The organism is Nocardioides sp. Arc9.136 (assembly GCF_030506255.1).
Lineage (GTDB): Bacteria > Actinomycetota > Actinomycetes > Propionibacteriales > Nocardioidaceae > Nocardioides.
Genome location: NZ_CP113431.1, coordinates 3,345,138 through 3,371,033, shown reverse-complemented (window position 1 = coordinate 3,371,033; position 25,896 = coordinate 3,345,138). Strand labels below are relative to the sequence as shown.

The window sequence follows — 25,896 nt, the reverse complement described above, 5'->3', positions numbered from 1 at the left end:
GCGAGCGTCGTCGAGGCCCGGTGAGGTGCGCAGGGCGTGGGGTGGTCGTCTGGCCGGCTTCCTGCTGGTCGAGCAGCGAGCGCTGGCGAGCGTCGTCGAGACCCGGTGAGGTGGGCAGGGCCCCGGGGTGGTCGTCGGGCCGCCGGGTGGTGCCAGGGCAGGTCCCTGTTTCGAGTCGTGTGGTTGCGCGCCGCTGTGGTCGAGGTCCTGGGCGCGGCTGCATGTCGCCTCACGGCTTGAGGGGGTCGACCGCTGTGGTTGCGGTGGACGGGGCGTGTTCGTTGGTTCGGCCTATGTCCTGCGGTGGAAGGCGACCTCCCCTCCGGGCAGGTGGGTGGTGTCGTAGGCGGGGTCGTGGATGCGGGCGTGGTGCCTGGGGCAGAGGTTCCGGGCGTTCGTCAGGTCGGTGGCGCCGCCGTTCGACCAGGGTTGGTCGTGGTGGGCGTGGCAGAGGTGGGCGGGCCAGTCGCAGCCTTTTGCGGTGCAGGTCGGCTGGGTGGTGTTGAGGGCCCGTCGTTGGGGTCCGGTGAAGAGGCGGGTGGTGCGGCCGAGGTCGAGCAGCTCTGACTTGCTGCCGAGGACGGCGGGGATGAGTCCTGCTTCGCAGGCCAGTCTCCGTGCGGTGGTTGCGGAGATGGTGGTGCCGTCGTCGAGCACACCTGGCGCGAGGCCACCTAGGAGGGACGCGATGTCCATGGTGATGACGACGGTGGCGTTGAGCCCGCCGAGCTTCGGGACCGAGGCGGTGGGGATGCGTTCGAGGAGCTCGCAGAACGCGTCGCCCATCCGCTCCGGTGATGGGCGGCACTCGACCGCCTCGGGCGCGCCTGGTTCCTGGGTGGCGGCTTGGTGCTTCGGCGCCGCGAACGCCAACAGCGTCTTCTTCAGCATGGCGCCGTGCAGCTCGGGGATCTTGAACTTCCCGACCACCGACCCGCGGCCGTCGGGGCTCATGGTCAGCCAAGCGGTCTCCCGAGCGAGGCGCTCCTCGGCTTCGAGGGCCTTCGCGTCGCGTGCCTCCCCGATCTCGGGGGCGACGACGGTGAGGACGTGCTTGGCCAGGACCCGCAGGGCTTTCGGGTCTCGGTGGCGGGCCTCGGCCAGGAGGTGCTGCTCGGCGCGGAGCGGGATGGTCGGGTCGTCGAGGTCGGCGGGCAGCCGGTCGAGGCACTCGGTGATCACGCGAGCGTGATCGACCGACACCTCGCCCTCGGCGAAAGCCGTTGCCGTCTGGCAGTGGCGGTCCAAGGACTCGGCCAGCCGCATGCGGTGCTTCGCAGAGGGCCTCGTCTGGCGGGTCTCGACCGCCCACCAGGCGGCGGTGTCGGTGGCACCGACCCGTTCCCCGGCGTGCCGGCGGTCGGCTTCCGCGGCCAGGCGGAGCTCGAGCGCCTCGACCCGGGCGCGCAGCCGCGCGGCCTCGACCAGGGTGGCGGTGACGTCGTCATCCGACATCGACCACAGGTGCGACTCGTGCGCCCGGTCGAGGCGGGTGTGGGACTTCGCGACGGCGCGGCACACCACGTGTGCGCTGCGTCGGGAGTCCTTGGCCATGGGTCTACTCAAGCACCGACCACCGACAGTCCAGTGGTCGTTTCCCCAGGTCAGACCACATCGTGGACCACGAGTTCAGGGACTCTTCGCCGACCCCGGAGGCTCGAGGCCCTGCGTCACTCACCGGGTCTCGGCGACGCCTCGCCAGGGCTCGGCTGCTCGACCAGCGGCAGCCGGGAGACCACTGCGACCACCCGCCCTACGTCTGCCGTAGCTGCCCCCACCCGCAACCACCCATGGCCCGGCAGCCAGAGGCGAGCAGCCAGGCCCTGCCCATCTCACTGGGTCTCGACGACGCCTCGCCAGGGCTCGGCTGCTCGACCAGCGGGGGCGAGGCTCAGTAGCGACGCCACTCGATGGCGGGACAGGTGTCCATGACCATGGGGACGCCGGCGGCGGTGGTCCGCTCGAAGGCCGCCTCGTCGACGACGCCGAGCTGGAACCACACGGCCTTCGCGCCCACGGCGACGGCCTGGTCGGCGAACTCGCCGGCGGCCTCTGAGCGGCGGAAGACGTCGACGACGTCGATGGGGAACGGCACGTCGGCCAGCGAGGCGTACCCCTGCTCGCCCAGCACCGTCTCGGCCGACGGGTGGACCGGCACGATCCGCTTGCCGCGATCCTGCAGCAGCTGCGCGATCTGGTACGCCGTGCGGCTCGGGTCACCGGAGAGGCCCACCACCGCCCACGTGTCGCAGTCGTCGAGCATGAACCGGACCGCCTCGGGGTCCTGCCAGCTGGTCATGGCGCCAGTCAACCACCGTGCCGCACGCGCCCGCCGTACGGCGACCCGGCGCGATCCGCTGCGGCGAGCGCCGCGTGCACCTAGGTTGGCCGCTGGTGCGTGCCGGGAGGCGGCAGCGCCCTGCTCTCGGGAGGAGCCCCATGACCGCCGTCGCCGGCCTCGCCGCCACGCTCGCCACCACGCTCGCAGCGGCGACGATGGTCGGCGCGACCACCACCCCGGCCCGCGCAGCAGCCCCCGGCACCGGCACCGCGACGTTCAGCTGCGACGTGCCGCTCCTCGGCGCGGTCGAGGTGCCGCTGACCCTGTCGCCGGAGACGCTGCCGACCGAGCTCCTCGCCGACAGCCTCCTGGCCCGGCTCCCCGTGGCCGGGCAGCTCGAGCTCGGCGGGCTGCTGGGGCTCCTCGGCAGCCTCCCCGTGCTCGGCGCGGTCACGCAGATCGGTACGAGCCTGACGGACTTCGACCTCCTGCTCGGCGCGCGCCCGGTCCCCGTCTCCGGCCTCGGCTCGCAGGTCGGTCCGCCGGGCCCCGTCGCCGTCCTGACCGGCGCGCTCGGCGGGGCGGGCGTGCGGGCTCCGGCCAGGCCCGGCACCTACGAGCTGAGGTTGCCCCGGTCCTTCGAGCTCCGGACGCTGGGCCTGCCGGCCCCGCTCGCCGAGCTGGTCCCCGCCCTCTCCTGCACGATCAGCGACGGCCGGGGCCCCGTCGTCGGCACCGTCACCGTCACGAAGCAGTCGCCGGCGCTCTCCGCCCGCGTCGTGCGCGACACCGTGCGCAAGGGCAAGCCCGTCAAGGTGCGGACCAAGGTGACCCGCGAGGACGGGAAGGAGGCGACCGGGAAGGTCGTCGCCGTCGTCGGCGGCAAGCAGGTCGCGCGCCGGTTCCTGCAGAACGGCCGGGCCACCCTGGCGATCTGGAGGCTCGGCGCGGGCAGCAAGCGGGTCGTGGTGAAGTACCTCGGCGACAGCTCCACCCGCACGGCGCGGCGGACGGTGCGGGTCACGGTCCGGCGGTAACGGCCGAGCGACCAACAGGGTCGAGTAAGTCGACCGACCCGCTACGGTTAGCGGGTGCTGGCCGTCCCCCTCGTCCTCGCGCTGCCCGTCGGCGTCCTGGTCGGGATGGTCGGCGTCGGCGGCCTCCTCCTGCCGGCCGCCCTGGCCGGCCCCGGAGGGCTGGACCCGCACCAGGCGGCCGCCACCAGCTCGTGGGCGTTCCTCTTCACCGGTGTCGTGGCCGCCGTCGTCCTGGCCCGCGCCGGCCGGCTCCCGTGGCGCACGGCCGGCCCGCTCGCGCTCGGGGCCGCCCCCGGCGCCGCGCTCGGGGCCGGCGTCGGCGGTGCCGTGCCGGGCGCGGTCCTCGTCCTGCTCCTCGCCGCCGTCACCCTCGGCTCGGGCCTGCACGATCTGGTGGGCAGGGGGCGGCGGCCGGCCGGGCGCTCCCTGCCCGTCCCGGTCGTCGTCGGCATCGGCGCCGCCGTCGGCCTGGGGTCGGCCCTCACCGGCACCGGCGGGCCGGTCCTCCTCGTCCCCGTGCTGCTCCTCCTGGGCGTCGACCTCGTCGAGACCATCGCGCTGGGCCAGCTCGTCCAGCTGCCGATCGTGTCCTTCGCGGTCGCCGGCTACTGGCCGCAGGGGTACGTCGACGTACGGCTCGGCACCCTGCTCGGGCTGCTGGCGGGGGCCGGCGCGGTGGTCGGCCTGCTGCTGGTGCGCCGCGTGCCGGCGGGGGACCTGCGGCGGGCGACCAGTGTGCTGCTCGTCCTCACCGGTACCTACCTGGCGGTCTCCGCGACGTTCTGACCGGCGCCGCGGCGGAGCTGCCGCCCGGCCCCGCGGCCCGATTCACCCGAGCGGGTGGTGGGTACCTGCGCGGCATGTCCACCAACGCCAAGCTCCGCTACACGGTTCCCGGCATGAGCGAGTCCGACGCCGAGCGCGTCGTGGAACTGCTCCAGGGCCGGCTGAACGCCACCAACGACCTGCACCTGACGCTCAAGCACATCCACTGGAACGTCGTGGGTCCCCACTTCATCGCCGTCCACGAGATGCTCGACCCGCAGGTCGAGGCGATCCGTGGCTTCGCCGACGAGCTCGCCGAGCGCATCGCGACCCTGGGCGGGTCCCCGGTCGGCACGCCCGGCCGCCTCGTCGAGGCCCGCGACTGGGACGAGTACTCCATCGGTCGCGCGACGACCCAGGAGCACCTCGGTGCCCTCGACCTCGTCTACACCGGCGTGATCGAGGACTACCGCAAGGGCATCGAGGAGCTCGGCGAGCTCGATCCGGTGACCGAGGACATGTTCATCGCCCAGACCAACCAGATCGAGCTCTTCCACTGGTTCGTCCGGGCGCACCTCGAGGACAAGGGCGGCAACCTCAGCACCGCGGGCGCCACCTCGGAGACCGAGGCGGCCAGCGCCGCCGGCTGAGCCGACACCGATCCACTGCCGGTCACGACCGGCACGCAGCGCAGCGCACGACCCGACCGGGGCGCGGACGAGGAGTCCGCGCCCCGGTCGTCGTGTGTCTGGACCGCCTCTCTCGATCCGGTGGCAGCGGCCGACACCCCGTGGGAGCATGCAGCCGTTGGCTGGGGGGATCAGCCGATGACGGAGGTCGGGGTCGTGGGGACCGAGAGCGACTGGGCGTACGACGGCGGCACGCCGCCCGCGCCCGAGCGGCGAGCACCCCAGCGGGAGACCGCGGGGGAGTGGAGCGTCGGCACGCAGCCGCCCGCGCCCGTCGCCGCTCCCGCACCGGACGCCCCGACGCTGTTCCGAACGGTGCCCCCGCAGCGCGCACGCATGACCGACAGCAGGCGCCGGATGGAGACCGCCCGGCTGCTGTCCCGCGCCCGCGCCAGCCAGGGCGAGCTGCGCACCCGCTACGAGGACGAGGTGATCCGGCTCAACATGACCGTCGCCTCGGACGTGGCCCGGCGCTACCACGGCCGCGGGATCGCTGCCGAGGACGTCGACCAGGTCGCCTACCTCGGCCTGGTCAAGGCGGTTCGGGGCTTCGACCCGACGCTGGGGGAGGACTTCCTCAGCTTCGCGGTCCCGACGCTGCGCGGGGAGATCCGCCGCTACTTCCGCGACGCCGGCTGGGCGGTCCGCCCGCCGCGGTCGGTGCAGGAGGTGCAGGCGCGGGTCACCGCGGCCGAGGGTGAGCTGGCCCAGCAGCTGGGACGGACCCCCCGGCCCGCCGAGGTCGCGGTCCACCTCGACGTACCGCTGCAGCTGGTGCTCGACGCGCTCCACGCCACGGGGTGCTTCACCCCGGTGTCCCTCGACGCGCCTAGGCCCGACGGCGTCGAGGACCCGACGGAGTCGATGGGCGACCTCGACCCCGCCTTCGCCTCGGCCGAGGCCCGGGTCGCGCTGCGCCCGCTGATGGCCGAGCTCACCGACCGCGAGCGGCGGATCATCGAGCTCCGCTTCTTCGAGAACCGCACCCAGACCCAGATCGGCGACGAGGTCGGTGTCACCCAGGAGCAGGTCTCCCGGCTGATCACCTCGATCCTCGCCCGGCTGCGCAAGAGCCTCGCCGCCTGAGCCGACGCCCGGGCCCGCCGGCCAGGTCCGCGACGTCCGACCGGCCGCGGGAGGGTCAGAAGACCGGCGGCAGGTCCGAGGCCCGGCCCGTGAACTCCGGCGCGCGCTTCTCGCGGAAGGCCGCCACGCCCTCCTTGCCGTCGCCGACGGAGGTCCAGTACATCGCCAGCGAGTCGTTGAGGTGCGCCTCGAGCGGGTCCGCGGCGGCGGCACCCCGGTGGAGCAGCTGCTTGGCCAGGGCCAGCGCGACCGGCGACCGCCCGTCCACGAAGGACCGGGCCAGCTCCCGGGCGGCCGGCAGCAGCTCGTCGGGCTCGTGCACCGAACGCAGCAGCCGGCCGGCGAGCGCCTGCTCGGCGTTCAGGACCTCCGCGGAGTAGACCCACTCCAGCGCCTGCTGGATGCCGACGATCCGGGGCAGGAAGTACGACGACGCCGCCTCCGGCACGATGCCGAGCCGGCCGAAGACGAACCCGATCCGCGCCTTCGTCGAGGCCAGCCGCAGGTCCATCGCGAGCGTCATCGTCGCGCCGATGCCGACGGCCGGGCCGTTGATCGCGGCGATGACCGGCTTGGGCAGCGCGTGGACGGCCAGCGTCACCTTCCCGCCGGTGTCGCGGACGCCGGCGTCGTACGGCGCCTGGTCGTACGCCGCGCGGAACGCCGCCGGGTCGGGGCGGACCGACTCGTCGAGCCCGAAGACGTTGCCCTCGGCCGAGAGGTCCATCCCCGCGCAGAACGCGCGGCCGGACCCGGTCACCACGACGGCGCGGACGTCGTCGGAGAGGGCCTCGGTGCGGAACACCTGCTCCAGCTCGCCGGCCATGGTTACGTCGAAGGCGTTGAGCTGGTCGGGTCGGTGCAGGGTGAGGGTCGCGACGCCGTGGTCGTCGACGTCCCACAGCAGGGTCTCGTAGGAGGTCATCCGGTCACTTCCTTCGGCAGCCCGGTCGGGGTGCACAGCTTGCGCGGGATCGAGTCGATGTCGTCCTCGATGATCGCCTGGAACATCTGCTCGGACCGCTCGGGGTCCCAGGTGACCGCGAGGTCGGAGATGGGGACGCCGCAGGTCAGCCCGGACTCGCCGTTCACCCGGGTCATCGCCATCGCCCACATGCCGGCGCGCAATGGGCCGGTGCCCTCGCCGAAGGCGAAGAAGCCGGGCACGGAGTGGTTGAGGTCCCAGTAGCGGAACGGGTTGAGCACGGTCCACGGCGAGACGACCTTCTTCCCGACCGCCGAGACCACCTCACGCTGGGCCTGGGCCCGCTGGGTGTCGCCGAACCGGGTGTAGGTCTTGCGCGAGCGTGCGTAGCCCAGCGCCGTCGGTCCGTCGGCCTCCTGGCAGCCGGCCTCGATGTCGAGCTTGGCCTGGGGGTCCTTCATCGCGTTCTCGGGGCAGATCTCGATCCCGCCCACCGCGTCGACGACCCCGGCGAGGCCGCCCATGCCGATCTCGACGTAGTCGTCGACACGGATGCCGGTGGACTGCTCGATCGTCTGCACCAGCAGCTTCGGGCCGCCGAACGCGTAGGCGGCGTTGATCTTGTTGAGCCCGCGCCCGGGGATCTCGACGTTGGAGTCGCGCGGGATCGACATCAGCAGGTTCGGCCCGGAGCCGGTGTGCAGCAGCATGATCGTGTCGGTGCGCTGCCCCTCCGCGCCGCCGGTGCCGAGCCGCTTGCGCTCCTCGGGGGAGAGGTCGCCGCGCGAGTCGCTGCCGACCATCAGGTACGTCGTGCCGGGCTGGTCGCCCGGGCGGTCGCCGTCGGGCTCGAAGTCGACCTTGTCCACGTCGTTCCACGCCATCACCGGCACGATCACCAGGTAGGCGATCCAGGCCAGCACCAGCAGGAACACCCACCGCAGCCGCGGTCGCGGGAACCGGAAGCCCCGCCGCTCGCGGGTCGCGGGGCTCGCGGGGCCCGACGGGACGCCCGCGCCCCGAGGTCGGGAGGTCGCAGGGCCCCCCGGGGGCGTGTCCCGTCCGACCGGCTGGGCCGGTCGGGGTGGCTGGGCCGGCTGCCCCGGCACGGCGCGCGACCGGCCGCCGTCGCGCGGCTGCACGGGCATGACGCGGGTCTCCTCGGGGCCGGGCTCACGGGGCTGCTTCCCGCCGTAGAGCCAGCCGTACTCTCGGGACCCGTCCTCGGGACCGCCGTTCCGGGGACGATCTGCCATGGGCCCGACGCTACCGTGCAGCCATGCCGGAACCCTCGGAGCGGCCGCTCGAGCCGCGGCCCCCGTCCTACGCGCGGGTGGCCCTGGGCCAGGTCGTCACCAGCCGCGAGGCCAACCTGCTCGGCAACATCCACGGTGGCGAGATCGTCAAGCTCGCCGACTCCGCCGCGGGCGTCGTCGCCCAGCGGCACAGCGGGGGACCGGCGGTCACCGCGGCGCTCGACGAGATGACGTTCCTCGAGCCCGTGCACGTCGGCGACATCGTCCGCACCTATTCCCAGGTGAACTGGGCCGGACGCTCGTCGATGGAGATCGGCGTGCGGATCGAGGCCCAGCCCTGGGACGACCCGACGGTCACCTCGCTGCACGTCGCCTCGGCGTACTTCGTCTTCGTCGCGATCACCGCCGAGGGCGGCTCGCGGCCGGTGCCGTCGCTGCGCCCCGAGACCCCCGACGAGCTCCGCCGCCAGCGGGAGGCCGAGATCCGGCGGGCGCACCGGCTGGCCCGCCGCGAGGAGATCGAGTCGGGCCGACGTGGCCCACGCGACACCTGAGCGGCGCCCCGATCCGGGCGACCGGCGCGTCGCGCGCGGCTGTGACGCCTGTGACTGGTGATACTGACCGGGCAGCACTGACCTTCCCCTTCAGTACTCACGGCAGTACCCAGCAGAAAGAGGCATGTCGATGCCACCCGTCTCTTCCCCCGGGTTGCTCGACGGCACGAGCCGCGTGCCGCGCACCCCCCTCGAGGAGCGCGCGGCACGCGTGCGCTTCCGTCGGGCGATCTCGCTGATGGTGATGACCCTCGTCCTCCCCGGCTCGGCGCAGCTGGTCGCCGGCAACCGCCGGGTCGGCGGCGTCGCCCTGGTCGTCTGGTTCGGGGCCGTCGTCTCCGGCGTCCTGCTCCTGCTCGTCGGACTGGTGCACCACCAGGCGCTGTTCACGCTCTTCTCCAGCACCGGTGTGCTGCTGGTGCTGCGCGCGCTGCTCGTGGTCGGGGCGATCGCGTGGGCCGCGCTGTTCATGGACGCCTGGCGCATCGGTCAGCCGCTGAGCCTCGGCCTGGCGCACCGCCGGGCCGTCGTCGGGGTGAACGGCGTGCTGTGCCTCTCCGTCATCGGCACCATGCTGTTCGGCGCGCACGTCGTCGGGGTCCAGCGCGACTTCATCCTCACGATGTTCGGCTCCGACAAGGTCGTCGGTGCGCACGACGGCCGCTTCAACGTCCTGCTCCTCGGCGGTGACTCCGGCGCCGGGCGCTGGGGCCTGCGCCCGGACTCGCTCACCGTCGCCTCGATCGACGCCGAGACCGGCCGCACCGTGCTGGTCGGCCTCCCGCGCAACATGGCGTCCTTCCCGTTCCGGCAGGGCTCGCCGATGGCGAAGGAGTTCCCCGACGGGTTCGACTGCGACGGCTGCTACCTCAACGGCGTCAGCACCTGGGCCCAGGACCACACCGAGCTCTTCCCCGACTCCGAGAACCCCGGCATCGACGCGACCGTCTCGGCCGTGGAGGGCATCACCGACCTGCGGATCAACTACTGGGCGATGGTCAACCTCGAGGGCTTCAAGGACCTGGTCGACGCGGTCGGTGGGGTCACCCTCAACGTCCGCCAGCCGATCCCGGTCGGCCTGCCGCACGAGTCGACGTTCCACTACATCGAGGCGGGCACGCGAAAGCTGAACGGCCACGACACGCTCTGGTACGCCCGCGCCCGGGAGGGCTCCGACGACTACTCGCGGATGGCGCGGCAGAAGTGCGTCATGAACGCGATGCTGCAGCAGGTCAGCCCGCAGGTCGCGGTCCGGAACTTCGAGAAGATCGCCACGGCCTCCACGGAGATGATCTCGACCAACCTCCCGGCCTCCGAGCTCGACACCTTCATGGACCTCGCGCTCAAGGCCCGCGGCCAGAAGGTCTCGACGCTCTCGCTGGTGCCGCCCATGATCGTCACCGCCGACCCCGACATCGACCTGGTCCGCTCCAAGGTCGCCCAGGCGATCGACCGGGCCGAGGGCGGGACCACCGCCAAGGCGGGGGGCGCCAAGCCCAAGCCCGCGCCCGACTCCGTCACCGGCGGGTCGCTCGGCTCGCTGTCGGAGGGGTACGCCGCGAACCAGGCCGAGGACCTCGGCTCCGCCTGCTGATCGCCCCACCCGCTGGTCGATCAGCGAGCGCCAGCGAGCGTCGTCGAGACCCGGTGAGTCGGGCTACGGCGTCGGTGGTGGGGGTAGGGGCCGCCGCTGGTCGAGCAGCGAGCGCCAGCGAGCGTCGTCGAGACCCGATGAGTGGGCTACGGCGTCGGTGCTGCGGTGTCGGTGGTGGGGGTCGGGGCCTGCGGTTCCCGCCGGGCGGGCAGGCCCGGTCTACCGGCCCTGCGCTCGTGCCTCGCTCCGGGCCGCCAGACCCGACCACGACCGGGCCTGCCCGCCCGTCGTCCACCTCCGGCCCCGACCCGCGGCAGCCGCTGGTCGAGCAGCGAGCGCGAGCGAGCGTCGTGGAGACCCGGTGAGGCGGGCTACGGCGTCGGTGGTGGGGGCCGGGTTCTGCGGTTCCCGCCGGACGGGCAGGCCCGGTCCACCGGCCCTGCGCTCGTGCCTCGCTCCGGGCTGCCAGGCCCGACCACGACCGGGCCTGCCCGCCCGTCGTCCACCTCAGGCCCCGACCCGCGCGGCAGCCGCTGGTCGAGCAGCGAGCGCCAGCGAGCGTCGTCGAGACCCGGTGAGGCGGGCTGCGGTGTCGGCTCCGCCGGCCTGATGACAGACCGGCCCGATCGTTCCTCAACCCGCCGACTTCTCAGGGATAACCAGCGCTTCTCAGGGAATGCGTCCCCTGAGAAGCGCCGGAATCCCCGGGGGGCCGGGGAAACCGACGCCCCACCCCCGCCACCCGCACCCACCACCACCGGGCTCGTAGGGTGACGCCCGTGACCGACCCCAGTGTGCCGTCGCCGCGGGTGGTGGCCGTCGTCGTGACGTACGACCGGATCGAGCTGCTGCAGCGGCTGGTCGAGCGGCTCGACGAGGTGGGTGCCCGCGAGGGGAGCCCGCTGGTCGAGGTGCTCGTCGTCGACAACGCCTCCTCCGACGGCACGGGGGAGTGGCTGGCCGGGCTGACGGACCGGGAGATGCCCGACGAGCACGCGAGCACGCCGGTGCTGGGGCGGACGCTGGCCGAGAACCTCGGCGGCGCCGGCGGGTTCCACGCCGGCCTGGCCTGGGCGGTCGAGCGCGGGGCGGACCTGGTCTGGCTGATGGACGACGACGGGCTGCCCGACGCCGGGTGCCTGGAGACGCTGCTGGAGCACCGCGGCGACCTGGACTTCTGGGGCCCGGTGGTCGTCGACGAGGACGACCCGGGCCGGCTGGTCTTCCCGATCCGGCTGCCCGGGGGCACCCGCGTGGTGCACCGGATGGCGGACGTCGCCGCGGCGGCGGACGGGGACGGGCTGATCCGCGACGTGGTGATCCCGTTCAACGGCGTGCTCGTGACGCGGGAGCTGGTCGAGCGGATCGGCCTGCCGCGAGAGGAGTTCTTCATCTGGGGCGACGACCACGAGTACCGCCTCCGCGCCGAGCGTGCCGGAGGACGGGTCGCGACGGTGGTCGACGCCCGGGTGCTCCACCCCTCGGTGGGCGAGCTCGGCACCCCGATGCTGGGCGGCCGGACGACGTACAACCACAGCCCCAGCGACCTCAAGCACTACTGCATGGCGCGCAACAACCTGCTCAACCTGCGGGAGTACCGCGGCTGGCCGCACGCCCTCGCGTTCGTCGCCAAGACCCTGTGGTTCTACACCGTCACCCGGCCCCGGCCGCGCCGCCTCGTGCTCAGCGCCCGGGCGTGGGTCGCCGCCCTGCGCGGCGACTTCACCGGCCACCGGCGGTACCTGCGGTGACCGGTCGCGAGAGCGTCGCGGTCGTCGTGGTGACCTACAACCGCGCCGACCTGCTCGACCGGATGCTCGACGGCCTGGCCGCGCTGACCACCCAGCCCGACGCGGTGCTGGTGGTCGACAACGCCAGCACCGACCACACCGCCCGGGTGCTGGCCGCGCGGACCGAGCCGTGGCTGCGGGTGACGCGGACCGAGGAGAACCTCGGCGGCGCCGGCGGCTTCTCCCTCGGCGTGCGCCAGGCCCACGCCGGCGGCTGGGACCGGATCTGGCTGATGGACGACGACGTGGTGCCCGCGCCGGACTGCCTCGACGTGCTGCTCGACCAGGACGAGGACTGCCTGATGGCCGTGCGCGAGGACACCTCGGGCCGGCTGTGCGAGAAGGCCGCCACCCGCTTCGACCTCCGCAACCCGCTGGCGATCAAGCCGAAGACGTCGATGGTCGAGACCGACTGGGGCACCCGGGCCGCGATGCCCGAGCGGGTCGAGCTGGAGAACGTCGCCTTCGAGGGCTTCATGTGCCGCCGCGGCGTGGTCGAGCGGATCGGGCTGCCCGACCCGTCGTACTTCATCTTCTACGACGACGTGGACTTCGCCGTCCGCGCGCGGCGGGCCGGCTTCCGGATCTGGGCGGTCCGCGACGCCGTGCTGGTGCGCCAGCTCGACTTCGACCAGCAGCACGACCTGGCCGGCTGGAAGGGGTTCTACATGTACCGGAACCTCTTCGCCGTGCACTTCCGGTACGGCGAGAACGCGCTCGTCCGGGCCAAGCCCTGGCTCGTCGCGCTGGCGGTCGTCGTGCTCAGCCCGCTGCGCGGCGGGCGGGCCGAGGCGGGCAACGTGATCCGGGCCATCGTCGCGGCGCGTGCGATGCGGACGCCTCCGCCGCTCTCCGTAGACTGACCCACCGTGTCCTCCCCTGATCCGGCTCCCGCGTCCGCACCCGACCTGGTCGTCGTCGGCTCCGGCTTCTTCGGCCTGACCGTCGCCGAGCGCTGCGCCAGCGAGCTGGGCCTGAAGGTGCTCGTCCTCGAGCGCCGCAGCCACATCGGCGGCAACGCCTACTCCGAGATCGACCCCGAGACCGGCATCGAGGTGCACGTCTACGGCACCCACCTGTTCCACACCTCCAACACCAAGGTGTGGGAGTACGTCAACAGGTTCACCGACTTCACCGACTACCAGCACCGGGTCTTCGCCAAGTACCAGGGGCAGGTCTACTCCTTCCCGATGAACCTGGGCCTGATCAACCAGTTCTTCGGCAAGTCCCACACGCCCGACGAGGCGCGCGCGCTGATCGCCGAGCAGGCCAGCGAGATCGCCACCGCGGACGCCACGAACCTCGAGGAGAAGGCGATCTCCCTCATCGGCCGTCCGCTCTACGAGGCGTTCGTGAAGGGCTACACCGCCAAGCAGTGGCAGACCGACCCCACGGAGCTCAGCGCGGACATCATCACGCGCCTCCCGGTCCGCTACACCTTCGACAACCGCTACTTCAACGACACCTACGAGGGCCTCCCGGTCGACGGCTACACCGCCTGGCTCGACCGGATGGCCGACCACCCGAACATCGAGGTCCGGCTCGAGACCGACTTCTTCGACGTGGCCGACGAGTGGAGGGGCACCGTCCCGATCGTCTACACCGGACCGGTCGACGAGTACTTCGGCAACTCCGAGGGCCGCCTGTCGTGGCGCACCATCGACCTCGAGCGGGAGACCGTCGACGTCGACGACTACCAGGGCACCGGCGTGGTCAACGCCAACGACCAGGACGTCCCGTGGACGCGCGTGCTGGAGTTCAAGCACCTGCACCCCGAGCGCACCTACCTGCCCGGCAAGTCGATCGTGGTCCACGAGTACAGCCGCTTCGCCGAGGAGGGCGACGAGCCGTACTACCCGGTCAACACCGCCGCCGACCGGGAGAAGCTGCTGAAGTACCGGGAGCTGGCCAAGAAGGAGCCGATGGTGCTCTTCGGGGGCCGCCTCGGGACCTACAAGTACCTCGACATGCACATGGCCATCGGGTCGGCCCTGTCGATGTTCGAGAACAAGCTGCGTCCGCACTTCGCGGACGGCACGCCGCTGACCAGCGGAGGAGTCGACGCATGACCACCACCAGCACGAGCACGGGCACGGCCACGAGCGGCACGGCCGGCACCGCCACCCGCCTGCTCCAGCGCCAGATCCTGCCGCTGGACCGCGACTCCGACGTCCTGGCGCTGTACGTCGACCCCGAGGACGCCAAGCTCGACGCCGACAAGTACGAGATCGGCGGCAACCGCTCGGCCAAGGCGCTCAACAACGCCGCGCTCCGGCAGTCGACGTCCACCGGCCGCGCCCTGCACCCCGACCAGATCGAGTCGCGCACCGCGCTGCGGGTCGAGTCCGGCGACCGGCTCTCGTTCGGCACCTACTTCAACGCGTTCCCCGCCAGCTACTGGCGCCGCTGGACGGTCGTCACCGAGGTGACGCTCACCGTCACGCTGCGGGGGAGCGGGGCGACCGTGATCGTCTACAAGTCCATGGCGCGCGGCAACGCGCAGCGCGTCGACGCGGCGGAGACGACCACGTCCGGCTCGGAGTCCTTCAGCTTCGACCTCACCCTCAAGCCCTTCGTCGACGGCGGCTGGTACTGGTACGACGTCATCGCGGGCGACGAGGACGTGGTGGTCGAGTCGGCCGAGTGGACCGCGGAGGTCCCCGCCGACCGCGCCCAGCACGGCACCGTCGACATCGCGATCACCACGATGAACCGGCCCGACTTCTGCGCCCAGCTGCTGACCCAGATCGGCGAGGACGAGGCGCTCCGGCCCTACCTCGACACCGTGATGGTGATGGAGCAGGGCACCGACAAGGTCACCGGCTCGGCGGACTTCGCGCGGGCGCAGGAGGCCCTCGGGGACGTGCTGCGGGTCATCGAGCAGGGCAACCTCGGTGGTTCCGGCGGCTACGCCCGGGGCCAGCTGGAGTCGGTGCGCAAGGGCACCGCGACGTACGCGCTGATGATGGACGACGACGTCGTCTGCGAGCCCGAGGGCATCGTCCGCGCCGTGACCTTCGGCGACCTGGCCCGCCGGCCCACGATCGTGGGCGGCCACATGTTCAACATCTACTCGCGCTCGCGGATGCACAGCTTCGGCGAGATCGTCCAGCCGTGGCGGTTCTGGTGGCAGTCGGCGCCCGACACCCAGACCGACTGGGACTTCGCGGGCCGCAACCTGCGCTCGAGCCGGTGGCTGCACAAGCGGATCGACGTCGACTACAACGGCTGGTTCATGTGCCTGGTCCCGCGGGTCGTGCTCGAGGAGGTCGGCCTCTCGCTGCCGCTCTTCATCAAGTGGGACGACTCGGAGTTCGGCCTGCGGGCCAAGCAGGCCGGCTTCCCGACCGTGACGTTCCCCGGCGCCGCCGTCTGGCACGTGCCGTGGACCGACAAGAACGACGCGCTGGACTGGCAGGCCTACTTCCACCACCGCAACCGCCTGGTGGCGGCGCTGCTGCACTCGGTCTACCCCAAGGGTGGCCGGATGATCCGGGAGAGCCTCAACCACCAGGTCGCCCACCTGGTCTCGATGCAGTACTCCACCGCCGAGCTCCGGCTGCTGGCGATGGAGGACGTGCTCGCCGGTCCCCACGGCCTGCACGAGATGCTGCCGACCCGGTTGGCGGAGGTCAACGCGCTGCGCAAGCAGTTCACCGACGCCCAGCTCCAGGTCGACCCCGACGCCTTCCCGTCGGTGCGCCGCAGCAAGCCGCCGCGCAAGGGCCGGGACAGCGCGGAGGTGCCGGGCCGGCTCTCGACCCTGGTCAGCGCCGGTCTCCAGCCGCTGCGCCAGCTGAAGAAGCCGCGTCCGCTGGCCCAGGAGCACCCGGAGGCCGAGATCCGCGCGATGGACGCCAAGTGGTACCGCCTCGGCACCCTGGACTCCGCGGTCGTCTCGATGAACGACGGCACCTCCGCGGCGTTCTACCGACGCGACCCCGACAAGTTCCGCGACCTGGTGAAGCGGACCGTCGAGATCCACGAGCGCTACCGCCGCGAGTGGCCGCGGCTGGCCCAGGACTACCGCGAGGCGCTCGGCGAGATCACCTCGCCCGAGGCCTGGGAGAAGACCTTCGGCCCGTGGCTGGACCGGACCGAGCCGACCGGGTCGCGGGCGACCCCGTCGGCGAGCGCGCAGCAGGGATCCGATGACTGAGGCCGACCGGCAGCGCGTGGTCGACGCGCCGCTGGCGTCGCCGGCCCCGGCGGCGGGACTGATCGACGTCCTCGGACGCCGCTACCTGCTCAAGCTGCTCGTGCGCCGCGAGATCAGCGCGCGCTACCAGGGGTCGTTCCTGGGCCTGGTGTGGTCCTACATCAACCCGCTCTCGCAGCTGTTCATCTACTGGTTCGTCTTCGGCTACATCATCGGCCGCGGGAACGTCGAGCGGTACGCCGTGCACGTCTTCTGCGGCCTGGTCGTCGTCCACTTCTTCACCGAGACCTTCAACGCCGGCACCCGCTCGATCGTGCGGAACAAGGCGCTGGTGCGGAAGATGGCGATGCCCAAGGAGATGTTCCCGGTCGCCTCGATGCTGGTCTCGCTCTACCACGTGGGACCGCAGGTGGTGATCCTGACGATCGTGTGCCTCTTCTGCGGGTGGGCACCCGACCCTGTGGGCGTGCTGGCCTTCGTCCTCGCCGTCGCGGTCATCGCGGTGCTCGGCACCGCGCTGGCCCTGATGTTCAGCGCCGCGAACGTGTTCTTCCGCGACTTCGCCAGCGCGGTCACGATCCTCACCAACTTCGTCCGCTTCGGCGTGCCGATGCTCTACCCCTACACGATGGTCGACGACCGGTTCGGCCGCTTCGCCGAGCTCTACCTGCTCAACCCGATCGCCGACGCGGTGCTGCTGGTGCAGCGCGCGTTCTGGGTGGGGTCCACCAGCGACCCGGAGCGGACCGCCGCCGAGCAGATCCCCGACCACCTCCTGCTGTACGGCCTCGGGTCGCTGGTCGGCTCGCTGGTCCTGCTGCTCCTCGCCCAGCTGCTCTTCAGCCGGCTCGAGAACAAGATCCCGGAGCGCCTGTCGTGACCGTCGACCCCTCGTCGTACCCGGCTGACGCCTCGATCGTGGTCGACCACGTCAGCAAGGACTTCACGCTGCGCTACCACCGCACCGCCAAGCAGATGGCGGTCGCGATGGTCAAGGGGCGCGACATCAGCGACTCCTTCACGGCGCTCGACGACGTGTCGTTCACGGTCCAGCAGGGCGAGTCGGTCGGCCTGATGGGCCTCAACGGCTCGGGCAAGAGCACGCTGCTCAAGCTGATCAACGGCGTGATGAAGCCCGACAGCGGCACCGTGCTCACGCGCGGCCGGATCGCCGGCCTGATCGCCACCGGGGCCGGTTTCCACCCCCAGCTCACCGGGCGCGAGAACGTCTACCTCAACGCCGCGATCCTGGGCATGTCCGAGGCCGAGACGCAGCGCAAGTTCGACTCGATCGTGGAGTTCGCCGACATCGGCCGCTTCCTGGAGACCCCGGTCGGCAACTACTCCTCCGGCATGTTCGCCCGCCTCGGCTTCGCGGTCGCCATCCACGTCGACTCCGACATCTTCCTCGCCGACGAGGTGCTCGCGGTGGGGGACCGGCCGTTCAAGCGCAAGTGCCTGGCCAAGATGCAGGAGATCCGCGAGTCCGGTCGCACCCTCGTCTACGTCAGCCACGCGGCGGGCTCGGTGCGCAAGATGTGCGACCGGGTGATCGTCCTCGAGGGCGGCCGGGTCGGCTTCGACGGCCCCGTCGACGCGGGCATCAAGTACGTGAAGTACGAGGAGGACGAGCCCACGGCCCTGGAGGACCGGGAGGACGACGAGCTCGGCTCGGACGTCTGACCGCTCGGTCCTCGAGGTCCGTCCTGGCCCGTCCGTCCCGAGGCGCTCGGCGCGCCCGGGCGGCCTGCGCGCGCGCCACGACGACCCCGGTCCGGGGTTGTCTGAGCCAGTTCCGGTGAACTTGACAAATCTCGGATCCACCGGCGTGTCGACTGGAAATTACAGCCTTGTAGTTACTCACGGACCCTTCCGTCGGCCTGTGACGCATGTGAAAGTTGCGCCTTGTGTGAACTTCCCCCGCACGAGAGCAGGCCGTCATGTCCAGGTCGAAGGACCGTTTCGTCACCGGTTGCCAGCAGCTGCTGGCCCTCGGTGCGGTGCTGGCCGTCCTGACCCCGGCAGCGCGGGTCCTCACCCTCGACGTCGTCCACGAAGCCCCGGGCACCCCGGCCCTCGGCCTGGGCGAGAGCAACGGCGTGGCGGTGACCGGGCGGCTCTCGACGTACGCCGCCGAGCAGGCCCAGCAGTCGGTGCTGCCGGCCGAGCCGGTCGACCCCGTCGTCACCGAGTACGCGCTGAGCGCGCCGGCGAACGGGCGACTGGCCAGGGGAGCCCTGCACGCCCGCACCCGGGTGCAGGGCCGGCAGGCCGTCGTGGTCGCCGAGCCGCAGCCGGTGCGCGGGTACGGCGCGGTCGGCGTCACCTGGCAGCACGGCGAGGAGGTCGCCGACGACGCGATCACCTTCCAGGTCCGCACGGAGACCGGCGGGGCCTGGACCGGCTGGTCGGCGATGGCCTACCACGACGAGCACGGGCCCGACCCCGACAGCGCCGAGGCGCGGCGCGCCCGGCCCGGCACCGACGAGCTGCTCGTCGGCGAGGTCGACCGGGTGCAGGTGCGCGTGCGCTCGGAGGCCGGCGTTCCGGACGACATGCGCCTCGCGGTGGTCGACCCCGGCGAGGCCGACGACCTGACCCGCGAGGCGCCCGCGCTGCACGCGACCGGCGGCGACGCCCCGGCCGCCACTGACAGGACTGACACGACTGACACGGCCGCCACGGCCGGCGGCGCGATGGCGCTCAGCGCGGCGGCGTACACCCCTCGCCCGGTCGTCTACTCCCGCGCGCAGTGGGGCGCCAACGAGAAGCTCCGGGGCGCGACCGCCCCGTCGTACTACGAGGTGCACGCCGGCTTCGTGCATCACACGGTCAACGCGAACGAGTACACCCGCGACGAGGTGCCGGGCATCCTCCGCAGCATCTACGCGTACCACACCCAGTCCCGCGGCTGGTCCGACGTGGGCTACAACTTCCTGGTCGACCGGTTCGGCCGGATCTGGGAGGGCCGCTACGGCGGCATCGACCGCCCGGTGGTCGGCGCGCACACCCTCGGCTACAACGAGAACTCCTTCGCCATGTCGGCGATCGGCAACTTCGACGTCAAGCAGCCGAGCAGCGCGATGGTCCAGGCCTACGGCGCGCTCTTCGCCTGGAAGCTGTCGCTGCACGGCGTCGACGCCTCCTCGCCGAGCCAGGTCGTCGGCAAGAAGTCCTTCCGCGCGATCAACGGGCACCGCGACGCGGGCTCGACCGCCTGCCCGGGCCGCTACCTCTACGCCAAGCTCGGCAAGATCCGCGCGCTGGCCGCGCAGGACCAGATCGGCTGGGCCGGCCGCGAGCGCGAGTCGGACCTGGTGGGCACCCCGCACCCCGACCTGCTGGTCCGGAACGCGACCGACGGCCTGGCCTACGTCCTGCCCCTCGTCGCCGACGAGGCCGGCACCGTGTCGACGGCGGCACCGGTGCCGACCGGCATCCGGGTCCGCGGCGCCGACGCGCTGCTCAGCGTGGGTGACTGGGACCGCGACGGCTTCGGCGACATGGTCGTGCGGACCAAGGCCACCGGCGTGCTCAAGCTCCGGCGCGGCGACGGCACGGGCCACTTCTCCAAGGCGGTGCCGATCGGCAGCGGCTTCGGCGGCGTCTCGCTGCTGTCGGCCGCCGGCGACATGACCGGCGACGGGTGGCCCGACCTCCTCGGCCAGCCCGCCGGCGGCGCGATGCGCGTCTACCCGGGCCGCGGCCTCGAGGGCCTCGCCGCGTCGTACGTCGTGCACTCGCGCGTCTCGGCGACCCAGCAGGTCGCGGTGGGCCGCTGGGACGCCGACGGTGCTCCGGACAGCCTGCTGCGGGTGGGGAACAAGCTCACGCTCTACCCGGGCAACGGGCCGGGCGGGCTGACCTCGCCCCGGGCGCTCGGCCTGGCCGTCTCGGCCTACGACTGGCTGGTCGGCGTCAGCGACGTGGGGCTGACCGGGCACGCCGACGTGGTCGCGCGCAGCAGGGCCGACGGACGGCTCTGGCTGCTGCCGGGCACGCCGACGGGGTTCGGCGCCCGCGTGCCCCTCGGCGAGGGCGCGAGCGCCTACGACCTGGTGGGCTGAGCAGGCAGAGCAGGCAGAGCAGCCCCAGGAGACCTGGTCCCGGTGGTCATGCGGGGAAGCGGGCGGTGGCGCGCTCGGCGGCGTACGTCGCCTCGAGCCGCTCCCGGTCGGCGCCGACCACCAGGACCAGCGAGCCGCCCCTCGCGAGCGGCTCGGTGACGGTGGCGATGCCCGGTGGGGAAGCCGGGTCCGCCTCCGAGAGGAGACGGCCGCCGTCGGTGAGGAGACTCCCGGCGGCGGCCGCGCTCCAGAGCGCGGCCTGGGTCACCTCGTCGCCGGCGAGCGCAAGCGCGAGGTCGTCGTCCTGCGGCGGGTCCCAGGGGATGAAGGAGTCCGGCTGGGACCACACCTCCACCCCGACGTCGTGCACGCCGGCCGGCAGCGGGTCGGCGAACCGCACCCCCAGCGGCAGCAGCGAGCAGGCCAGGACGGGCACGTCGCCCGCCCGGTCGGCCCACCGCCCGAGCCCGCCGGGACCGCAGACCACCGCGTCCGCGTCGTCGGCGTCGGTGACGACCAGGCCCGCGTTCCAGGCGGCGCCGAGGAACACCGGGGCGAGCCAGTGCGGGGGGAGGTCCACCCGCAGCGCGTCGCCGCGTGCCAGGTCGTGCTCCTCGACGAGGAGTGAGGAGACCTTCGCGACCCAGTTGGCGTACGTCGTGACCGACAGCTCCACCCGCTCGCCGGTCGCGTGGTCGTAGAAGGTCACCAGGGGCCGGCCCGGCTCCTTGCGGAGCAGGTCGGCGAGCACGGTCGCGAAGGTCGTCACAGCGCCTCACCCTAGACAGGGGCCGGACCCTAGGCTCACGCCCATGAGCTCCGCTGCCGCCGCTCCCGCGTCCACCGGCCCGTCCGCGCTCGAGGGCTTCTGGGCGGTGATCCCCGCCGGCGGCGCCGGGACCCGCCTCTGGCCGCTGTCGCGGCGCACCTCGCCGAAGTTCCTCCGCGACCTCACCGGCAGCGGCCGCTCCCTGCTGCAGGAGACCCACGACCGGCTCGAGCCGCTGGCCGAGGACCGGTTCCTGGTCGTCACCGGCCGGCCGCACCGCGACGCGGTGGGCGAGCAGCTGGCGACGCTGGCCGAGGAGGCCGTCATCGCCGAGCCGTCGGCCCGGGACTCGATGGCCGCCATCGGCCTCGCCGCCGCGGTCCTCGAGCGGCGGGACCCCGACGCCGTCATGGGCTCGTTCGCGGCCGACCACGTCATCGCCGACCCCGAGGCGTTCCGGGACTGCGTGCGCACGGCCGTGCGGGTCGCGCGGGAGGGCTGGCTGGTCACCCTCGGGATCGAGCCGACGTTCGCCTCCTCCGCCTTCGGCTACGTCCACCTCGGCGAGGAGCTGCCCGGCCACCCCGGCGTCGCGGCGGTGCGCGAGTTCGTGGAGAAGCCCTCGACGGAGGTGGCCGCGCAGTACCTCGCGACCGGTCGCTACCGCTGGAACGCCGGCATGTTCGTCGTGCGTCCCACGGTGCTCCTCGACCTGCTCGCCACCTGGCACCCGTCGTTCGCCGCGGCGCTGCGTGCCATCGCCGCCGAGCCGGGGCGGCTCGACGAGCTGTGGCCGGACCTGCCGAAGATCGCGCTGGACCACGCCGTCGCCGAGCCCGCGGCCGACGCCGGCCGCGTCGCCACGGTCCCCTCGACGTTCGGGTGGGACGACATCGGCGACTTCGACTCCCTCGCCACGCTGCTCGACGCGCTCCGGGACCCCGACGGGCAGGCCCGGGAGCGGGACCGGGGCGTGCTCGTGCTCGGGGAGGAGGGCCTGGTCCGTGCCGTCGACAGCACCGGGCTCGTGGTCCCGCGCTCGGAGCGCGTGGTCGCCGTGGTCGGCCTCGACGACGTGGTCGTCGTGGACACCCCCGACGCCCTGCTCGTCACCACGCGGGCCCGCGCGCAGGACGTCAAGGCCGTCGTCACGGGCCTCACCGAGGCCGGGCGCACCGACCTGACCTGACCGCGAAGCCACGCGGGACGCCCCGGGGGCGCATACTGGCGGTGATGTCACCTTCACACCGGGCGCGGCCACGCCATCTCGCCAGCAGCCCCTTCAAGCCCGAGCCCGAGCTGGTCGTCGAGCAGTACGACGTCGACGACCGCGTCTCCCACGACGCGCACGGGCTCGGCCGCGTGGTCGCCGTCGACTCCGCCGCGGTGATCGTGGACTTCGGCTCCACCAACATCCGGGTGCCGGCGCCGTTCACCCGGATGTCCAAGCTCTGACGTCCCCAGTCCCTTCATGACGACGGGCCGCCCTCCGTGATGGAGGGCGGCCCGTCGTCGTCGGAGCCGGTTCGCCGGGGTCAGGTCACCCGGCGTTGGGCTCGGGGGAGTCCATGTAGGGGTACTCGATCATGAAGTCCTCGAGCGCCTCGCCGGACGGCTCGGAGCAGTACTGCCAGACGCCCACCTGGGTGGAGGTGTCGGAGACGTCCTTGTCGGCGCCGCCGATCGACCAGTGGGTGTAGGCGATGTGCTGGCCCTCGGGGAACGGCTCGCCGTCCTCCTCGGTCCACGGGACGGCCTTGAACTTCAGGCGCAGGTTCGAGGTGCCCTTGAACTTGGTGGCGAGGCCCCGGATGTCGTCCATCATCGCGTCGTCCGCGGCGGCGGTCTCGTCGTACCAGAGGATCGTGTAGCCGTGCTCGAGGTTGTGCACGAGCGCCTCGACCTCGGGTCGGTCGTCGGCGGTGTAGAGCTTGCGCTCCATCGGGTCCGGCGCGACGTTCGCCTCGTTCCAGTGGGCGCCGTACGCCGGCGGGGCGTGGTCGTACTCCACCGGCGTGCCGGTGGGGACGTGCTCCTGGTTGCCGGTCGCCTTCTGGGTGGTGATCTTCTGGCAGGCCGACGCCGGGGCGCCGATGGAGGCGACGTCGATGTCGTTGAACTTGCGCAGGTCCCACCAGTCCTTGACGGGCTTGAACGCCGCGGCACCGATGAGCAGGACGGCGACCAGCGCGCAGACACCGACGATCGCGAAGCCCCGGCGCTTGTCGGCGCCCTTCTGCTTCTTGCGGATCTGGTCGATGACCGCTTGGCGGTCGGACTTGGCGGGCTTGGCCACGGTTCGGATTTCCTCGCGGTGGGTACGGCGGGCAGGGATGCGCGGCCGAGTCTAGGTCGTCGCTGGGCGCAGCCGTGCCTCGGCGGCGGAACCGGACGGCCCCGCCGCGGTCGCCGGCGCCAGGGCCCACCCGTGGGCGAAGGCGAGCGCGGCCAGCGCCTCGAGGCGCCCGGTGCGGACGACCAGGACCTGCGCCTCGTCGGTGGCTTCCTGCCTCGCCTCGACGCCGAGCACGCGACGGACCACGTCGGCGAGGTCCTCGGCCGCGACGGGAGCGCCGAACGGCGCCTGGTCGGCCGGGTCGCCGAGCAGCGCGCGCACGACGGCCTCGCGGGCGCCGTACCCGAACAGGTCGCCGCCCTCCGGCCGCACCAGCGCGCGGGCGCCGGGCCCGTCCTCGCCGGGCGGCAGCACCAGGTCGGCGCGGCCGCGGACGACCGCGAAGGGCCGGGCGCCGAGCTTGCCCGAGGCCAGCTCGGCCACGCCGGCGATCTCGTCGGCGACGGCCGGCGCGGTCACCACCAGCGGGTTGCCGTGGGCGTCGACCCGGCCACCGAAGTCCTCGGCGACCAGCAGCCCGGCGGCGCCGACCGCGATGTCGGTCTGGCCCTCCCGCCAGGCGCGGCCGGCGGTGTCGGTGACCACGACGCCGACGTTGCGGCCGGTCCGCTCCAGCAGCGTGGCGCGCAGGGCCCGGGCGGAGGCGTCGGGGTCGAGCGGGAGCAGCACGACCGAGCCGACCTCGACGTTGCTGGCGTCGATCCCGGCGGCGGCCATGGTGAGCCCGTGCCGGGTGCGCACGATGGTGGTGGGCCCGCGGCGGGCGACCACGCGGACCGTCTCGGCCGCGAGCTGCTCCTCGCGCGTCGTGCCGCTCACGACGCGGCCCTCGGCCTTGCTGACCACCTTGCTGGTCACGACGAGCACGTCGCCGTCGGCCAGGTCGACCAGCGGCAGCACCAGCGCAGCGAGGTCGTCCCCGGCGCGCACCTCACCGACGCCGTCGGGCGCCTCGACGGTGATCACGCGCTCACCCGGTGACGAGCCCGACGGCGGCCGCGGCCATCGCGGCGGTGGCGTCGTGGTCGGTCATCATCAGCGGCACCGCGGCGCAGGCGACGCCGCCCTCGCGCACCCGGGCGACCTGGGCGGCGTCGCCCTCGTCGACCAGCCAGCCGTCGAGGACCCCGCCGGCCGAGCGTGCGCCGTAGTGCAGCCCGACCGCCGCGGCGCTGACCTCGACACCGATCGAGGTCAGCATCTGCTCGGCCATGCCGTGGACGTGGCTAGGCCCGACGATGGGGGAGATCCCGACGACGGGGGCCTTCGTCACCCGCAGGACGTCGCGGACGTCGGGCACGCCGAGGATCGTGCCGACGGAGACGACCGGGTTCGACGGCGGGAGCACGACCAGGTCGGCGCCGGAGATCGCGTCGAGGACACCCGGGCCAGGGGTCGCCTGCTCGAGGCCGACGAAGACCACGGTCTCGGCGGGGACCGAGGCCCGGAGGCGGACCCAGTACTCCTGGAAGTGGACCACCCGGCGGCCGCTCGGGCTCTCCTCGTCGGTGATCGCGACGTGGGTCTCGACCCGGTCGTCGGTCATCGGGAGCAGCCGCACCCGGTCGCCGTACGTCGGGGCGAGCCAGCGCCGGCACAGGGCGGTGGTGACCTGCGAGAGCGGGAAGCCGGCCTCGAGCATCTGGGTGCGGACCAGGTGGGTGGCGACGTCGCGGTCGCCGAGCCCGAACCAGGTCGGCTCCACGCCGTACTCGGCCAGCTCGGTCCGGACGCTCCACGTCTCCTCGCGCCGGCCCCAGCGGCGGACGGGGTCGATGCCGTCGCCGAGGGTGTACATCACGGTGTCGAGGTCGGGGCAGACCTTGAGGCCGTGCACCCAGATGTCGTCGGCGGTGTTGGCCACCACGGTCACGACGGCTTCGGGCGCGACGCCCGGGAGCGTGCCCACCTCGATGCCGTGGAGGAGGCCCTGGAGGAACCGGGCCCCGCCGGTGCCCCCGGCCAGGACGGTGATGTCCCTGATCATGGAGCCATCATCGCGTGCCGCCCCCGGCCCCCGGCCCGCGCCCCGGCTCGCGGACGCCCGGCCCCGCGACACGCCGGGGGACGCTCCGCGGCGACACGCCGGGGTACCCGTGGTCCGTTCGGGTCATTGTGGCCGCGAACGGCGCCCATAGCAGATGCGGGCTTGACCGCAGGGGTACGACAGGCATGTAATTCCCACAGTGTTGTTCGAGTGGGACACATGCAGCATCACCGGGTCGAAAGGGCGAGTGCCGTGAGAGAACTCTTTCTCCTCGACGGAGACGCCGAAGATGCGGGTTGGCAGGAGCGCGCGCTGTGCGCTCAGACCGACCCCGAGGCGTTCTTCCCCGAGAAGGGTGGATCGACGAGGGAGGCCAAGAAGGTCTGCCTCACCTGCGAGGTGCGGACCGAGTGTCTGGAGTCCGCACTGATGAACGACGAGCGCTTTGGCATCTGGGGCGGTCTCTCCGAGAGGGAGCGCCGCAAGCTGAAGAAGAGCGCCGTCTGAGAAGGGAACCCCGGTCGGGAACGGCCGGGGTCCTTCTTTTCCAGCACCTCCCGCACCGCCCACCAGGCCCGGTC

The 25,896-nt window shown here is 72.8% G+C and carries 24 protein-coding genes; 16 read left to right on the top strand and 8 right to left on the bottom strand.

Features of this window, described 5'->3' with window-relative positions; translation table 11 throughout:
* Positions 1-291: 291 nt before the first annotated feature.
* Both OSR43_RS16310 and OSR43_RS16305 read right to left on the bottom strand, forming a co-directional pair.
* The gene (locus OSR43_RS16310) at positions 292-1,554 is read right to left on the bottom strand and encodes an HNH endonuclease signature motif containing protein (RefSeq protein ID WP_302267731.1); all 1,263 of its coding nucleotides are present in this window, start codon (positions 1,552-1,554) and stop codon (positions 292-294) included.
* Positions 1,555-1,891: 337 nt separating this feature from the next.
* On the bottom strand, positions 1,892-2,299 hold the full coding sequence (locus tag OSR43_RS16305) for a CoA-binding protein (protein WP_302267729.1): 408 nt from the start codon (positions 2,297-2,299) through the stop codon (positions 1,892-1,894).
* A gap of 140 nt (positions 2,300-2,439) precedes the next feature.
* On the opposite strand from OSR43_RS16305, the gene OSR43_RS16300 reads away from it, so the two are divergent.
* The 4 genes from OSR43_RS16300 to OSR43_RS16285 all read left to right on the top strand — a co-directional run bounded on the left by OSR43_RS16300 (position 2,440) and on the right by OSR43_RS16285 (position 5,858).
* The gene (locus OSR43_RS16300; protein ID WP_302267727.1) at positions 2,440-3,318 is read left to right on the top strand and encodes an Ig-like domain repeat protein; all 879 of its coding nucleotides are present in this window, start codon (positions 2,440-2,442) and stop codon (positions 3,316-3,318) included.
* A 54-nt stretch (positions 3,319-3,372) separates the two neighbouring features.
* Complete coding sequence (locus OSR43_RS16295) at positions 3,373-4,104, top strand: TSUP family transporter (RefSeq protein ID WP_302267726.1); 732 nt, start codon at positions 3,373-3,375, stop codon at positions 4,102-4,104.
* Positions 4,105-4,178: 74 nt separating this feature from the next.
* Entirely contained in the window at positions 4,179-4,733 is a 555-nt protein-coding gene (gene dps, locus OSR43_RS16290) for a DNA starvation/stationary phase protection protein Dps (protein ID WP_302267724.1), read from the top strand.
* Positions 4,734-4,910: 177 nt separating this feature from the next.
* Positions 4,911-5,858, top strand: a complete 948-nt coding sequence (locus OSR43_RS16285; RefSeq protein WP_302267723.1) for a sigma-70 family RNA polymerase sigma factor — start codon at positions 4,911-4,913, stop codon at positions 5,856-5,858.
* Positions 5,859-5,913: 55 nt separating this feature from the next.
* On the opposite strand, the gene OSR43_RS16280 is transcribed toward OSR43_RS16285, so the two are convergent.
* A complete protein-coding gene (locus OSR43_RS16280) occupies positions 5,914-6,783 on the bottom strand; it encodes a crotonase/enoyl-CoA hydratase family protein (RefSeq protein WP_302267721.1) in 870 nt (289 codons plus the stop codon).
* Positions 6,780-8,039, bottom strand: coding sequence for an LCP family protein (locus OSR43_RS16275; protein WP_302267719.1), 1,260 nt, complete (start codon positions 8,037-8,039; stop codon positions 6,780-6,782). The genes OSR43_RS16280 and OSR43_RS16275 overlap by 4 nt, the downstream gene beginning before the upstream one ends.
* 23 nt (positions 8,040-8,062) lie before the next feature.
* Here OSR43_RS16275 and OSR43_RS16270 point away from each other — a divergent pair, with 23 nt between their 5' ends.
* The 9 genes from OSR43_RS16270 (at position 8,063) to OSR43_RS16230 (ending at position 20,203) form a co-directional block, all read left to right on the top strand.
* Entirely contained in the window at positions 8,063-8,593 is a 531-nt protein-coding gene (locus OSR43_RS16270; RefSeq protein ID WP_302267717.1) for an acyl-CoA thioesterase, read from the top strand.
* A gap of 124 nt (positions 8,594-8,717) precedes the next feature.
* Complete coding sequence (locus OSR43_RS16265; RefSeq protein ID WP_302267715.1) at positions 8,718-10,187, top strand: LCP family protein; 1,470 nt, start codon at positions 8,718-8,720, stop codon at positions 10,185-10,187.
* A 779-nt stretch (positions 10,188-10,966) separates the two neighbouring features.
* The gene (locus OSR43_RS16260) at positions 10,967-11,938 is read left to right on the top strand and encodes a glycosyltransferase family 2 protein (protein ID WP_302267713.1); all 972 of its coding nucleotides are present in this window, start codon (positions 10,967-10,969) and stop codon (positions 11,936-11,938) included.
* Complete coding sequence (locus tag OSR43_RS16255) at positions 11,935-12,840, top strand: glycosyltransferase family 2 protein (RefSeq protein WP_302267711.1); 906 nt, start codon at positions 11,935-11,937, stop codon at positions 12,838-12,840. Before OSR43_RS16260 ends, OSR43_RS16255 begins: the two co-directional genes overlap by 4 nt.
* A 6-nt stretch (positions 12,841-12,846) precedes the next feature.
* Positions 12,847-14,046: a UDP-galactopyranose mutase gene (gene glf, locus OSR43_RS16250; RefSeq protein WP_302267709.1), complete on the top strand. Its 1,200-nt coding sequence runs from the start codon at positions 12,847-12,849 to the stop codon at positions 14,044-14,046.
* Positions 14,043-16,136 (top strand): glycosyltransferase, encoded by a 2,094-nt coding sequence (locus OSR43_RS16245; protein WP_302267707.1) that lies wholly within the window; start codon positions 14,043-14,045, stop codon positions 16,134-16,136. The genes glf and OSR43_RS16245 overlap by 4 nt, the downstream gene beginning before the upstream one ends.
* Complete coding sequence (locus OSR43_RS16240; protein WP_302267705.1) at positions 16,129-17,016, top strand: ABC transporter permease; 888 nt, start codon at positions 16,129-16,131, stop codon at positions 17,014-17,016. The genes OSR43_RS16245 and OSR43_RS16240 overlap by 8 nt, the downstream gene beginning before the upstream one ends.
* Positions 17,013-17,819 carry an ABC transporter ATP-binding protein gene (locus tag OSR43_RS16235; protein ID WP_302267703.1) on the top strand — a complete coding sequence of 269 codons (807 nt, stop codon included), beginning with the start codon at positions 17,013-17,015 and terminating at the stop codon, positions 17,817-17,819. The genes OSR43_RS16240 and OSR43_RS16235 overlap by 4 nt, the downstream gene beginning before the upstream one ends.
* A 257-nt stretch (positions 17,820-18,076) precedes the next feature.
* A complete protein-coding gene (locus OSR43_RS16230; protein WP_302267701.1) occupies positions 18,077-20,203 on the top strand; it encodes an N-acetylmuramoyl-L-alanine amidase in 2,127 nt (708 codons plus the stop codon).
* Between the two features lie 46 nt (positions 20,204-20,249).
* Here OSR43_RS16230 and OSR43_RS16225 read toward each other — a convergent pair whose 3' ends face one another.
* Positions 20,250-20,972 carry a TIGR03089 family protein gene (locus OSR43_RS16225; RefSeq protein WP_302267699.1) on the bottom strand — a complete coding sequence of 241 codons (723 nt, stop codon included), beginning with the start codon at positions 20,970-20,972 and terminating at the stop codon, positions 20,250-20,252.
* 43 nt (positions 20,973-21,015) lie between these two features.
* Here OSR43_RS16225 and OSR43_RS16220 point away from each other — a divergent pair, with 43 nt between their 5' ends.
* Both OSR43_RS16220 and OSR43_RS16215 read left to right on the top strand, forming a co-directional pair.
* The gene (locus tag OSR43_RS16220) at positions 21,016-22,161 is read left to right on the top strand and encodes a mannose-1-phosphate guanylyltransferase (RefSeq protein ID WP_302267698.1); all 1,146 of its coding nucleotides are present in this window, start codon (positions 21,016-21,018) and stop codon (positions 22,159-22,161) included.
* A gap of 44 nt (positions 22,162-22,205) precedes the next feature.
* Positions 22,206-22,427, top strand: coding sequence for a hypothetical protein (locus OSR43_RS16215; RefSeq protein WP_302267697.1), 222 nt, complete (start codon positions 22,206-22,208; stop codon positions 22,425-22,427).
* A gap of 85 nt (positions 22,428-22,512) precedes the next feature.
* Here OSR43_RS16215 and OSR43_RS16210 read toward each other — a convergent pair whose 3' ends face one another.
* Genes OSR43_RS16210 through cofD form a run of 3 tightly spaced genes read right to left on the bottom strand, consistent with a single transcriptional unit; the run spans position 22,513 to position 25,315 of the window.
* Positions 22,513-23,268 carry a DUF3105 domain-containing protein gene (locus OSR43_RS16210; protein ID WP_302267695.1) on the bottom strand — a complete coding sequence of 252 codons (756 nt, stop codon included), beginning with the start codon at positions 23,266-23,268 and terminating at the stop codon, positions 22,513-22,515.
* Between the two features lie 51 nt (positions 23,269-23,319).
* Entirely contained in the window at positions 23,320-24,294 is a 975-nt protein-coding gene (gene cofE / locus OSR43_RS16205) for a coenzyme F420-0:L-glutamate ligase (RefSeq protein ID WP_302267693.1), read from the bottom strand.
* Between the two features lie 4 nt (positions 24,295-24,298).
* Positions 24,299-25,315, bottom strand: coding sequence for a 2-phospho-L-lactate transferase (gene cofD, locus OSR43_RS16200; protein WP_302267691.1), 1,017 nt, complete (start codon positions 25,313-25,315; stop codon positions 24,299-24,301).
* A 219-nt stretch (positions 25,316-25,534) separates the two neighbouring features.
* Here cofD and OSR43_RS16195 point away from each other — a divergent pair, with 219 nt between their 5' ends.
* Positions 25,535-25,822: a WhiB family transcriptional regulator gene (locus OSR43_RS16195; RefSeq protein ID WP_302267690.1), complete on the top strand. Its 288-nt coding sequence runs from the start codon at positions 25,535-25,537 to the stop codon at positions 25,820-25,822.
* The last annotated feature ends 74 nt before the right edge of the window (positions 25,823-25,896 follow it).